General features: G+C 32.7%; 13 protein-coding genes and 1 tRNA gene. 7 read left to right on the forward strand and 7 right to left on the reverse strand.

Annotation, left to right across the window (positions count from 1 at the left end; genetic code table 11):
• Positions 1–82: 82 nt before the first annotated feature.
• Positions 83–448, reverse strand: coding sequence for a BlaI/MecI/CopY family transcriptional regulator (locus DFQ09_RS02560; protein ID WP_115808016.1), 366 nt, complete (start codon positions 446–448; stop codon positions 83–85).
• Positions 449–576: 128 nt separating this feature from the next.
• Between DFQ09_RS02560 and DFQ09_RS02565 the strand changes: the two genes are divergently transcribed.
• Complete coding sequence (locus tag DFQ09_RS02565) at positions 577–1,074, forward strand: DUF456 domain-containing protein (protein WP_115808017.1); 498 nt, start codon at positions 577–579, stop codon at positions 1,072–1,074.
• Positions 1,075–1,333: 259 nt separating this feature from the next.
• On the opposite strand, the gene DFQ09_RS02570 is transcribed toward DFQ09_RS02565, so the two are convergent.
• The 3 genes from DFQ09_RS02570 to DFQ09_RS18820 all read right to left on the reverse strand — a co-directional run bounded on the left by DFQ09_RS02570 (position 1,334) and on the right by DFQ09_RS18820 (position 4,349).
• Positions 1,334–2,002, reverse strand: coding sequence for a response regulator (locus tag DFQ09_RS02570; RefSeq protein ID WP_115808018.1), 669 nt, complete (start codon positions 2,000–2,002; stop codon positions 1,334–1,336).
• A 6-nt stretch (positions 2,003–2,008) separates the two neighbouring features.
• Positions 2,009–4,036, reverse strand: a complete 2,028-nt coding sequence (locus DFQ09_RS02575) for an ATP-binding protein (RefSeq protein WP_115808019.1) — start codon at positions 4,034–4,036, stop codon at positions 2,009–2,011.
• Between the two features lie 139 nt (positions 4,037–4,175).
• Positions 4,176–4,349, reverse strand: coding sequence for a hypothetical protein (locus DFQ09_RS18820; protein WP_181897132.1), 174 nt, complete (start codon positions 4,347–4,349; stop codon positions 4,176–4,178).
• A gap of 918 nt (positions 4,350–5,267) precedes the next feature.
• On the opposite strand from DFQ09_RS18820, the gene DFQ09_RS19140 reads away from it, so the two are divergent.
• The 6 genes from DFQ09_RS19140 to DFQ09_RS02605 all read left to right on the forward strand — a co-directional run bounded on the left by DFQ09_RS19140 (position 5,268) and on the right by DFQ09_RS02605 (position 11,507).
• On the forward strand, positions 5,268–6,491 hold the full coding sequence (locus DFQ09_RS19140; RefSeq protein ID WP_317124898.1) for a helix-turn-helix domain-containing protein: 1,224 nt from the start codon (positions 5,268–5,270) through the stop codon (positions 6,489–6,491).
• Between the two features lie 782 nt (positions 6,492–7,273).
• Entirely contained in the window at positions 7,274–8,176 is a 903-nt protein-coding gene (locus DFQ09_RS02585; protein ID WP_115808020.1) for a CsgG/HfaB family protein, read from the forward strand.
• Positions 8,177–8,215: 39 nt separating this feature from the next.
• Positions 8,216–8,683 carry a hypothetical protein gene (locus DFQ09_RS02590; RefSeq protein ID WP_115808021.1) on the forward strand — a complete coding sequence of 156 codons (468 nt, stop codon included), beginning with the start codon at positions 8,216–8,218 and terminating at the stop codon, positions 8,681–8,683.
• 2 nt (positions 8,684–8,685) lie between these two features.
• Positions 8,686–9,594 carry a DUF6175 family protein gene (locus DFQ09_RS02595; protein WP_115808022.1) on the forward strand — a complete coding sequence of 303 codons (909 nt, stop codon included), beginning with the start codon at positions 8,686–8,688 and terminating at the stop codon, positions 9,592–9,594.
• A gap of 107 nt (positions 9,595–9,701) precedes the next feature.
• Complete coding sequence (locus DFQ09_RS02600; RefSeq protein ID WP_147298311.1) at positions 9,702–10,544, forward strand: hypothetical protein; 843 nt, start codon at positions 9,702–9,704, stop codon at positions 10,542–10,544.
• Positions 10,545–10,742: 198 nt separating this feature from the next.
• Positions 10,743–11,507 carry a hypothetical protein gene (locus DFQ09_RS02605; protein ID WP_115808024.1) on the forward strand — a complete coding sequence of 255 codons (765 nt, stop codon included), beginning with the start codon at positions 10,743–10,745 and terminating at the stop codon, positions 11,505–11,507.
• Positions 11,508–11,774: 267 nt separating this feature from the next.
• On the opposite strand, the gene DFQ09_RS02610 is transcribed toward DFQ09_RS02605, so the two are convergent.
• The 3 genes from DFQ09_RS02610 to trxA all read right to left on the reverse strand — a co-directional run bounded on the left by DFQ09_RS02610 (position 11,775) and on the right by trxA (position 13,239).
• A tRNA-Asp gene (locus DFQ09_RS02610) sits at positions 11,775–11,848 on the reverse strand.
• Between the two features lie 76 nt (positions 11,849–11,924).
• Positions 11,925–12,854 (reverse strand): DUF58 domain-containing protein, encoded by a 930-nt coding sequence (locus tag DFQ09_RS02615; protein ID WP_115808025.1) that lies wholly within the window; start codon positions 12,852–12,854, stop codon positions 11,925–11,927.
• A 67-nt stretch (positions 12,855–12,921) separates the two neighbouring features.
• Positions 12,922–13,239: a thioredoxin gene (trxA, locus tag DFQ09_RS02620; RefSeq protein WP_020898224.1), complete on the reverse strand. Its 318-nt coding sequence runs from the start codon at positions 13,237–13,239 to the stop codon at positions 12,922–12,924.
• Positions 13,240–13,278: the final 39 nt, after the last annotated feature.

The raw sequence follows: 13,278 nt of genomic DNA on the forward strand, positions 1-13,278 counted from the left end.
TTAATTCGTTACTATTTATTTTTTTTAATACTCTCAGTGAACCTTGTAAATTATGTACAGTTCAATGTCTAAAACAAAAGATCTACTGCGGTTTGTTTTTATTAATTTCATCGAGTAAGACTTCAATGTCTTTAACATCAACATCATTTTTCTGAACAAAAAACGACACCATACTTTTAAAAGAACCTTGAAAATAATTATCCACTAATTTATTTATGGACTGGTTACTGTAAGATTCCTTAGCAACTATAGGAAAGTACACATGCCCTTTTCCTTTTTTCTCATAGTTTACAAAACCCTTACTTTCTAAAATTCTTACGATTGTAGACACCGTATTATAAGCAGGCTTAGGCTCTGGTAACATTTCAATTATCGATTTTACATTGGCTTTTTTAAGCTGCCATAAGGTTTGCATAATTTCCTCTTCTGCTTTTGTCAACTGCTTCATAGAACTCTATTTTTTAGATTAACTCACAACAAATATAACTAAATAATTAGTTCAAACTAATTATTTAGTTGTAAAACTGTAACAATAACCTACTTAAAGCGTCCTATTAATGAATTTAATTTTTTAATATGGAACTATTTTTAGTGTGTATCGCACTGCTTTTAATGATATTAGGCATCTTAGGTAGTTTTCTTCCGGTATTGCCTGGACCACTAACGAGTTGGGCTGGCCTTTTGGTGCTTCATTTTACGGAAGGCGTAGAATTGAGTCATACCTTTTTAATTGTCTCTCTAGTATTTGCTGTTTTTATTTATGTCTTAGATTATATTATTCCCGCCATAGGCACTAAACGATTTGGTGGTAGTAGAGCCGGAATGATTGGGACGACCTTAGGTTTAATCATTGGGCTGCTCTCTCCTATTCCCTTTGGAATTATAATTGGTCCATTTGTTGGTGCACTTATTGGAGAAATGATGCATCGCAATGATTTTAATAAAGCTTTGAAAGCTGCTTTTGGATCGCTCTTAGGGTTTATAGCCTCTACCTTTTTAAAATTTATTGTGGCTATAATTTATCTCGGCTTTTTTATTGTGAAGTTATCGGAACACAATGCAAGCTGGTATTAATCTATTTCGAACCTCCTTTAATAGAAAAAAACCTAGCCACATACTATGTGATTAGGTTTAATTTTCTTGCTATTAATTCAACAAATACTTAATAAGGGATTAATTAACTCTTGCTGACAGGTGTAAATATATTGAAGTCTTTTTACTTTTTGCTGTGGGAAAACCGTACACTTGCTGTGGAAAAACCGTAGTTTCCTGAATTCACGGTACCTTCAAAGGTTTCAAAAACCGTATAAAATGCGATATTTCTGCGCTTTTATTACAAATAACCTTTTTCTCGTGCTTCTTTTAACAAGCTTTCATCTTTTCCATCATCAATAGAGAACAAAATCTTAAGCTGTTTTTTACGTTTTTCAATGGCACTTGTAGACATGTCTATATATTCATTAAGACTTTTAGTTTTTATGCCTTGAGACAATAAATGTAAGATTTTTCGATTTATATCATCGACGTAGATATCACTCGAAATTCTTTTTTTAGTATAATTGCTAACCGTGCTACTATAGTAAGGTGGCGACTTTAAAATTTGCTGAAAACCATCAGCCAATTCCATAGACGTTAAATCACTTTTAATTAAAAAACCGTCTGGATCAATCTCTTTAATAATATTATGAATTCGAAACGTTTCATTAAACATGGTAAGAATTACAACCTTAGCTCTTGGCATTAAACGCTTTGCTAACAATGCTAAATCCTCACCAGAAGCATATCTCCCGTCTTCTGAACCTGGTAAACTAATATCAAAAAAGCAAACATCGTATGGATATTTTTTTGATTGGCGCTCTATCATAGCTACAGCTGTATCACAATTGTTCGCTGTATCGATATACAAGGTTTGATCGTCTTTTTTTGTTGCCATTAACACATTCTGGTAACCCTCTATAATAATTGGATGGTCGTCTACCATTAAAATTTTGATGTGTTCCATGTGAAATTAATTTGTATAGGGAATTTTTACATTAACTGTTGTACCAGTATCGGATTGCGATGTAATACTTATAGTGCCTTTAAGGTCACTTACTCGAGATCGCATATTTTTCAGACCAATGCCTTTTTTACTTTTGGAAGTATCAAAGCCAGAACCGTCGTCTACAATATCCAAGCAAATTAAGTCTTTTTCTAGTGAAATACAAACTGAAATGACTTTAGCATTGGCGTGTTTATAGATGTTTTGCATCGACTCTTGAATGATTCTATAAATATTGATTTTCACTTTATTAGATACTAAATCCCAATGAATATCATCGGTATAATCAAATTTATGTTCTAAATCATAAGCTTGAGTTTGGTTTTCAATGAGTTCGGTTACAATATCTATAAAACTAGATCCTGATATAAAATCGGTATTTAACTCGTGTGATATTTTGCGAATGTCATGTTCTATCGTTTTAAGCTGACTAATATATTTTGCCCGAGACATCATCGCCTCTTTTCCCTCATTAAAATTAATACTATCTAAACTTAATCGCACTCCAAAAAGTCCACCTAAAACTCCATCGTGCAACTCTTTTGATACTCGTGTTTTTTCCTTCGCTCTAGCTTCATCTACTTTATCTTGTTGCCCTAACAGTAGATTATAAATATCTTCGTTAGCTTTTTGCTGCACTTGTATTAACTTTAACTTCCTGTTCTTTGCCCGTTGAGAAATTAAGACGTAAACTAATATAGCAGTAACTAAAAGACCAATAGATAAGATTAATAAATATAAATTCTCTTTAGATATTTGCTTATTTTTCGCTACTAATTGATCTGTTTCAAGCTCAATTCTGGCAAATTTATTTCTTACATTCCGTTCTACATATAATAAACTATCTGTAAGTTTTATATGATCGTATAGATACCTTTTACCTTCCTCGCCATCTTTTAACTCAGAAAGCAAAACCATAGACTTTAATAAGATATCTGTTGACGATATTTTCTTAGCTAAATTATAAGCCTTAACGGTATATTTTAGAGTAGAATCCTTAATAGCTAAATGTTTGTAATATTTTGATAAATCTATTGTTACGGCAAGCTTAGTAACATCGTCATTAAGATTATTACTGATTTTATATGCTTCATAAAACATATCGCTTATTTCATTATAATCTTTATATCCGGCTAATACCTTAGTATAGGCAAGATTATCAATAATTAATGGGTAAAATGTGGGATCTATCTCTTGGTAAACTGGTCGCAATTCAATGAGATCGTTAAAAAGTTGAATAGCCTTTTCATAGTCATGTAATTTGATATACATGTTAGCCTGATTATGAAGTGAGATGGTTTTGTTCTGTTCACCCTTTCTCATGTCATTAGCTATATCAATGGCTTTATTATGATATTCTAAAGCTTCAGTATAGCGGCCTAAATGTCCCGATATTTGACCTAATAGATTATTTACAATCCAAATATCATCTAAAATAGACTCTGTTTTTGGCAGAGTATTAAATAATCGTAATGCTTTAATTGCATTTTCCTCACTACTTATATAAACTTTCTCATTAAGTTGAATTTCGGCAATATAACAATAGAGTGTTGCCACAAGTTCTGTATCGCCTAATTCATCATAATATTTTAATGCGCCTCTGTAATAATAAAATGCGCTATCATATTGAACCTCATAATACTGTTTTGCTATACCAATATTAAGTTTAGCTACAGCTAATGCCAATGTATCGGATAATTTATGCGCTAATTGTAAATTATTTTTATTCTGTTGTTGCCACAGATCAGTTTGACCTAACACATCGTACAAAATCCCTAAACTTCTGCCACTTTTAAGAATTGTGCTGTCTTCAGAAGTTTTATGTGATAACACCATCGCTTTCTTGGCATAAACAACCCTTAAACTATCAGATAAATCATCATCGAACGATAGGCTTCTTAGCTTAAAAATACTATCGTATGTATTTGAATAGTGTTTTTGAGCAAATGCGTTTCCAAACAAGAATAAAAAAATTAAAGCAAGATAAATACGCATCTAAACGAAGTAATTAATTAGTCACTCAAATATATACTAAAATATCAATACTATATTTTAATAATCGATAGGTTTCATACTAACGCAAAAAGCCCACTCAATGAGTGGGCTCTGAAATCTTATTAAATAAAATGTTATATTATCCTTGAGTTTTCAATTTTATTCTAGTCTTATCATGAGCCAATAGATCATAACTCGTTTTTTCTTTGTAGGTAGGTTCTTCATCATTAACTGCAACGATGTCTGATTGGATTCCAGATACTGTTAATAATAAAACAGCTAGTAATGCAAAAGTAATTTTTAGGGTTTTCATAAGTATTATATTTAGGGTTAAAATTAGTCAATATCAAAATCGGTAACGCTACGCGATACACTGAGGGAAGGGAATGGATAATTAACTATTTTAGGGAAACCTAAAACAATACTAAAACTTAAAACGAGGGACGTTTTTTAGACAATTACTTGCCTCTAGTAAAATGAATTAAAATTATTCTTTTTAAGCGTTTTCAAAACTTAATAAGAACTGCAAATATACACGTATTTCTGAATATTCCTAATGAATATCCGACTAAACGCTTTTATTACCCGATTAACCGCGAAATTAATGTTCACAACCTGTTGAAAACTTGCACTCTAGTTAACATTATCGCTTAATTAAATTTTATACGGTTTATAACTTAAGTATCTCGTAAAAACATAAAAAAAAGGGCAACAATTTCTTGTTGCACCTTTTTTGTTGATTAATAGCGTTTATATGACACTTACTCTTTTGAAAAGTCACATTTATTAAAACCAATAGCCTAAAAAAACATTTCAATCTTATAATTTAGAAAGCAAAAACCCCTCATGACCATTTTTGTTAGGTAGACATCAAACACTTAGTAAAACGCACCCATATTTTACCATTTCTTAAACACAATATTTAAGTTTTTACAAGGCCCTTACCCTAATACACTTATACATTTAGAAAGCTAACCACCTCATAACTAAGACAATTAAACTATATGTAAAATACAATTTGAAAAGAACCAAATTATTCTGAATATAAAGCAAGAAGAGTATCATTTTTGGCCAGGATAAAATTGTTAGACAAAAAATTAATTTGAGTGCGATTATTATATATATTTAGGATTTTTCAAGTAAATACATACAGAATATTAAAAGGAGTCATCAGTAAATACCTAATCCATTTTTTTTAATTTAGCTCACCATTAAACGACCCTACCCGCTAATGCTTAACCACTATTTCAAAATTGTTTTTTATTTATTTCCTGTTCTAATCACCGCACAGAATATTGATCCCGTTGCCTTAGAAGACGAAATATCAAAACTCAATGATCAGCAACATTACGAGACCTCTTTACTAAAATTAAACGAAATCATAGAAGACCCTAAGTCTGATTCATTTGATAAAGCACACGCTCACATTCAGATGGCGTACACATTTAAACGTGTCTATAATTATGTAATGACCATAAATAAACTTGAACTAGCGGAAATAGAGGCAAAAAAATCCATTCATAAAGAGGAATTGGAGGCAAAAATTTTAGCTGAGAAAATGCTTGTTTATTTTGACATGCAGGATCAGTCAAAAGTGTTAATGCTTCTTGAAAAATTTAATGACAATACAGTTAAACACTTAACGAGAGAAACGCTTGCCCATTACTACACTGTGTTAGGCTCTGTAGCTATTTGGAGGGACGACTACATAAAGGCAGAAGAGAATCTTGACCATGCCATAGCTATTTTAGAAAAAGACAATCCCAAACATTTACCTAATATATACCGAGCAAAGTTAGCACTATACTCTACTCTTGGTGATTATAATAAAGTAATGACAGCTTTTAACAAAGGTTTATATTATGCAAAAAAACATAATGTACCAATATATGATATTATCATACATGAAGGACTAACTAAACATTATGAGAACATTCACGATTATGAAAATGCATTAAAAACTCAACAATTAGTTTCTAATAAAAGAGATGAGTACAAGGCCACTACTAACAGTGAGAAGCTTTTAGCTTTACAAAACCGCCTCAAACAAGAAAGATTACAAATTGGACTGGAAGCCGAAGAAAAGCAACAGTTTTATTTATCTGTTATTTCTATATTCGTAATTGTCTTAATTATTATCCTCTTAATATTACTCCGCGTTTATAAACAAAAGAATAAATTAATATTACATGAAAACCAATACATCCGAAAGGAAGTTGAACGCCTTTCTACCCAAATAGACACCAAACACAATGCTAAAACTATTTTAGAATCTCACAATTTAACCGAAAGACAACTCGAAGTCATTAAATTAATTAAAGAAGGCAAAACAAATAAAGAAATCGGAGTTGAACTTTTTATTTCCGAAAATACCGTAAAGTATCACCTCAAAGCTATCTACGAACTTTTAGGAGTAAAAAACCGAATCGTTCTACGCCAAACCTATGAGCTATAATTAAATTTATATAAGTTTATAACATGGTAAATACAATACTGCCATAAAAGAGTAATATAAGAAAACCGTTAAAAGCGGTTTTTTTTTATAATAACAATTTAACAAACTCATTAACAGAAGTTATTTCAATCAATATCGCAAAACTTCCCCCCAATTAGAACAGAGTTATTTTAAAATAGTTAAGGTTAATCAAAAATAATACTGATAGAATAACAAGCCATTTCGTACGCAATAACCATCAAAAACAATGATTTCAACCTAATTTTCAAGCTTTTCATCGGCACAATTAAGAGGAAAAGTGTAATTATTGATGGTATAAAATTTAAAACACCTCACGAAATATAATTCTTGTTTTTTTTGATACGCACACAAAGCACTAAAATACAACACTCTAGACTACACCACCCTGTGGGTAGTGTGTAAAACTACACGCTCACTACCCGTAGAATTTTCAGTTTCATAGAAAAATCAAATCATATTTGCGAATACCAAATCGAAAATTATGATGAATCTAAATCTTTTTAAAACCGAAATGAATCTTACATCTCACAAAAAGCAACAACAGCTATAAAGATTCCAATCCACAACTTAAATATTTAAAACCTCTGGTCATTCAAAAAAAATTGACATAGAGAATAACAAAAAAGCATCTTACAAATAGCAGTACCAAGTTGCGCTTACAAAAAAAACAAACGATTAACAACACGGAATAATTCAACTAGCAAAAAGGGATCACAATCCCAATACTTTTAAACCCAATCAATTCTTAATTTAAATATGATATGAAAAATACAATTACCTTTTTATGCCTACTGTTTTCAATTTCAGCAATTAAAGCTCAAAACAGAACCACTATTGCGTTTCTACCAATATCCTATGACGAAGCTTCCATTAACAGCAATGAAGCCAGAATAGTTCAAGAAACCATAGTAAATGGCTTTGTGTCTTCTAAACGATTCACCGTGGTAGATAGAGAAAAACTAGAAGAAATTGAAAAAGAAAAAAGCCTCCAAAGAACGGAAGCTTTTATGGACAGCGACAATACCGTCGCAGATGGCCTAGGCAAAGGAGCTAACTTTTTAGTTGACGGAAGCATTATTGCTATTAGAAACTCTGAAATCAAAAAGAATAAATGGACCTCTAGTATTAGTGTTCAGATTAGAATGCTAGACGTTTCTACTGGTGAAATTTTATCAACTGAAACTGTGAATTCAGATTTTATCCCATACAGTGATGACGTTAAAAAAGTGATGAAATCGTATTACTCAAAAGATGAATTTAAAAGAGTTGAAGAAAGAGAGGATCGATTGGAAGAGCCATCAACCTCAAGTTCAGAAGCTTTTAATATTGCCTTAATGCCCTTAAGTGATAATATCGTTAAGGTTACACGATCTCTTTTTCCAATGCCAGCAGAAATCATTAACTGGAACAAGAAGAAAAAAGATGAATTTACATTTGGAGCAGGACATGCTGCTGGTGTACAAATAGGACAAATTATGGACGTTGTTAAATCCTCAACAGTTGCCATTGGGGAAAAAGACTTACAAAGAAATGAGATCGTTGGTTCTGCTTGGGTAATTAGAGTAGATGATCAAAATTTTTCTGTAGCCACATTAATAAACAACCAAAAAGACATTAAAAAAGCGATTAAGAAAGGCGAACCAATAAGCGTCTTAATTAGATAAATAACCAACCAAATATTTAACCCTTAAATTTTAACAATTATGAAAAACACGTACTTATTATTAATTCTTGTTGCTATACTAGTTACAAGCTGCGGATCACAAAAAATGGCCAATCCGTACTCTACTTCTGAACTTATAGCTCACGACACGCAAGGTATTGTGACGTTACGAGGCGTTAGTGATGAATTTAAAGAAGAACCTGAAGCCGAAGCTAATGCTCATAAAAAAGCGATACAACATTTATTCTACATGGGCTTCCCAGGAACAGACATGAAAAATCCTATGATTCAAAAAGGTCAGCGTATTGAAACTGAGAACAAAGCTTTTTTTGATGAGTTTTACAAATCAGGCTACAAACAATACATCACAAGTAACAAAGTTGACTATTATGGTTGCCAAAATGAGACGAAAAACTGCGTCACTGCAGCGTCAACTTTTAAACTTAACTATAATCTTTTAAGAAGAGATTTAGAACGCAATAAAATTTTAAATAAAATAGGATTTTAAACATGACTAAAAGAACAAATATTATCAAAATAGGAGTTTTAGTAATGTGCTTTTTGCAAACCTTTTCTACGTTCGCCCAAATTGCATCTACTAGAAGCGATGAAGTTGAAAGGGCACAAGCCAAATTAATGGTCGTACCCTACACCAAAACTGGTGAAGAAGTGAAATCAATCTTAGACGACAATCCATACATTCGTTCTGCAATGTCTATGGTTAAACAATCTTTTGATCAACGTGGATGGACTACCGTAGATTTTGTTGCGAGCCTTAGAGCTGCCGAATCTAATCGCGCTTTTCAAATGGATAGACAAGCAGATTTTAAAGCCGATTTAATTGCTGGTTCTGGTGCGGATATCTATGTTGAAGTAGATACACAACTTACAACCGATGATTCTGGATCTGCAAGTGTCACCCTGGTACTGCAAGCATTTGAAGCCCATTCGGGAGCTAGTTTTTCTAACCAATCTGAAAATAGTGGCCGTTTCAATACTCAAGATTACGATAAGTTAATCGAAAAAGCGTACGACCGCATTAGAGAAGAGTTTTTAAATATGCTTCTTACAAAAACTGATGAAATTAGGGAAATAGGACGTGCTATTAAAATAGAACTCAACTTGCATGAAGATGCTGAATTAGATTTTGATGCCGAAGTCGGTGACGGCGATTTCCTTAACGAAGCCATTGAAGAATGGATCTATACAAACGCCTATAAAGGACGGGCTAATCTATCAGGAATCACGGAGAAATCAATGGCTTTTGACGAAGTGAGAATACCGCTTTTTGATCAAGAATCAGGCAGACCGTATAATCCGAATCGATTTGCAAGCGAACTGATTAAGTTCTTACGATCCAATGAGGTATCAGCCTCTAGAAACGTAAAAGGACAGAACCTATTTATTACAATTAAATAATGTTTATACAACGCACAACATATAGTTTATTTTTGATTTTGTTTCTAGTATTCTCTAGCAATATAATTTTTGGTCAAAATTCTAGTACCATTAACTTTAGCTACAAAATGCCAAATATAAAGACTAGAAACGGTGTCAATAAAGAGCATTACAAATTGTTGAGACAAAAAATCGAAGGGAGTTACAATGAAAGAGGTAAACTTAAGGTAGGGCTTAACTTTTCCCCTAGTCAAACTCCCTTTGAAATTATTCCTAGCATAGAAATCGTTGACGAAAAGAACGCTGGAGATATTCAAACCGTCAAGGTCGTTAAGGTTGCAGTGTATTTAACTATAACAGAAGCAGAGAATCAAACGCTATTCAATCAATTTAAAACAACGGTTATAGTTACTGATAAAGACCTGGATAAAGCTATAGCAAAAGCCATTCTACAAATAAAAACTTCAGACTCAAAATTCAGAAGCTTTTTTACTAAAGCCGAAACAAACATATTGGCGTATTACGAAAATAATTGTGCCAAAATAATCAAATCGGCAAATACTTATATAGAAAGAAAAGAATACAATAAGGCTTATGGATTGTTAAAATACATTCCTGAAAACATAAGTTGTTTTGCCGATGCTGAGCGCTTAATAACCAAAATTTACACTGACAACAAAGATGATAATTGCAAGAAAATACTTGAACAAGCACGTAATCAAAAAGCATATAAGGATTATCCTTCAACCTTATACAGTTTAGTATTTATTGATTCAGATAGCTCATGCTATCCTGAAGCGATAAAAATGGTTCAAGACGTAAAGCTGCTAATGGACAAAGAGGATGCTAAAGAACATATGCAAACACTTGAAGAACGAAAAGCTAAGTTTTCAAAAATGTCAGATTTAGAAAAAATTAGAATGCTAGCTGCGCAAGCACGTATTTTAAATCTCGATTTTATTGAAGAATAGATTTAGGGGATCTATTAATTCTAGTAAAGCCGTCTCAATTTCATTTTTAGAGTCGGCTTTCTTGTTTGTCAATTTCTCTACATATTTCATTAAAATCCATTTTAATTCAAATCACTTAGACCACTTTATCGTTAAGCAATCTTAGTTAAAGAAACCAACCATACATGACTTTTTAATAATTTATAAAAACACCGAATTATGAAAATCAGATTTTTAGTTTTACTACTATTTGTTTCAAAAATAGGTTTATCACAAAGTGAAACGCTTGATCCGCTAAAAATATCCAACATTAACACACTAATAAGCTTATTTGAAGCCAAAAACATTGACCAACTAGCTAAACACATCAATTACCCTCTAAACCGAGAATACCCTCTACCAAGCATTAAAAACGAGGTCGATTTTAAGCAGCGCTTCTCTGAGGTTTTTGACGATAAACTTGTTGCACTAATTGTAAATTCTAAAACTGAACAGTGGGAAGAAGTTGGCTGGAGAGGCATCATGCTTAATGATGGTATTATTTGGATAGATAGCACTAACGGAAAAATAAAAGCCATAAATTATGAAAGCGAAACTGAAAGAAAGAACAGAACCGCATTGATAGCTATGGATAAAGAAAACCTTCACAGCTCTTTAAAAGCATTTGAAAATCCAACATTAAAATTCAAAACTAAAAATCACCTCATTAGAATAGACCAGCTCGCTAGCAACACTTACAGATACGCATCTTGGAACATAACTGATAACGAATCTTCAAAACCCGATTTAATATTAAACGACGGATACTATGAATTTCAGGGCAATGGGGGCAATTACGCTATTATATTTACAAACGAACTACACACTTACACTATATACAGAAATAGCATATCTAAAGACGAAGAACCCAAAGTTACACTCGAAGTTTTAAAAAGCGATCAGGTCGTTTTAACAGAGAATGGCAAATTAATGGACAAAAATTAAATACAGCAACGACTTTAAAACTTAAGAAAGAGACTTAGACTTCATAGATCTCCTCATTACATAGGTATTAAAGCAACTTAAGAAGCCCAAAAAACAAAAAAGCATCCCGATTTTCTTATACAGAAAAAAGGAAAGCTTCTCATTGGTAAGAACTCAACAACAATGAGTTTCTTACAACTACTCTAGGATCTCTCCTAGAACAACACAACGTCTTTATGTCGCTAAAAAAAAGCCTCAATTTCTTGAAGCTTCTTTCTGCAATTTTAGCGGTCTGGACGGGACTCGAACCCGCGACCTTCGCCGTGACAGGGCGACATTCTAACCAACTGAACTACCAGACCGTTGCTTAATTGCGAGTGCAAATATACACTGCATTTTCAATTCCACAAACAAAAAACAAAAAAAATAAAAAATATTTTAAATAAATTTTTGTCGCTCTATCATGTAGGTCGTTAATATACTATTAAAACCAGCATTAATATCAGCCTCTACATACTTAATTCGGTATTGACCACACCTTAATTTTAAGTCTGTAAAGTATTCTTTTACAGATTTTTCGTAGTTCTCTTTGATGTTATCGGCATACAAATTTATATGGTCACCAGTCTCAACATCTATAAATCGTGTTGGTGTATTATTAAAATTAAAAGTTTGTTCTTTTTCTTTATCAAAAACATGAAATAAGACCACTTCATGCTTATTATGCTTTAAATGTCGCAACGCTTCAAACAGTTTTTCGTCATCTTCTGACGTTTGAAACATATCTGTAAACACAAAAATTAAGGATCTGCGATGAATTTTTTCTGCAATCTGATGTAAATAGCGATACGTTTCCGTTGTTTTAGTCTCAGATTTAGAAACCACAGCCCCACTCAACTTATGTAATAACATTTGATGATGACGCTCACTACCTTTTTCAGGGGAATAGAAATCATAAGTATCACTATAAATACTTAGGCCAACAGCATCGCGCTGCTTTTTAAGAATATGCATCAAGGAGGCACTTGCTAAAGCCGAGAACGCAATCTTATTAAGATTGTCTAAAGCAGTCCCAGCCGTTTCAGGATAGTGCATAGAACGGCTATTATCTAATATAATATGGCAACGCAAATTGGTTTCCTCATCATAACGCTTGGTATACAAACGGTCTGTTTTTGCATATAACTTCCAATCAATATGCCTGGTGCTTTCACCCGGATTATAAATCTTATGCTCGGCAAACTCTGCAGAAAACCCATGAAATGGACTTTTATGCATACCAGCAATAAAGCCTTCAACGACTTGCTTCGCTAACAATTCGAGGTTTTTAAAACCTCCTGTTTTATTGAGTTCTTGTTGTAAATCCATCAGTTACCGAAACTAAAAAAGGTTTGCCGTATAGGCAAACCTTTTATCATTTCTTTTAGAGTATTGACTACAAGAGTGCGTCGATAGCGTCAGAATATGCCTTTTTAGGCGCAACTCCAACTTGGCGACCAACAACTTCACCACCTTGAAAAACCAATACTGTAGGTATGTTTCTTACACCATACTTAGCTGCAAATTCTTGGTTTGCATCAACATCTACCTTACCAACAACAGCTTTACCTTCGTATTCTGTGCTGATTTCGTCAATGATTGGTCCAACCATACGACAAGGTCCACACCAAGCAGCCCAAAAATCAACTACTACAGGTTTGTCACTCTTTAATACTGTCTCTTCAAAATTTGCATCTGTTATTTCTAATGCCATAATATTTATTTTTTAAATGTATTCGACTTTGTTTTTATT

Source organism: Winogradskyella pacifica (assembly GCF_003386275.1).
Classification (GTDB): Bacteria; Bacteroidota; Bacteroidia; order Flavobacteriales; family Flavobacteriaceae; genus Winogradskyella; species Winogradskyella pacifica.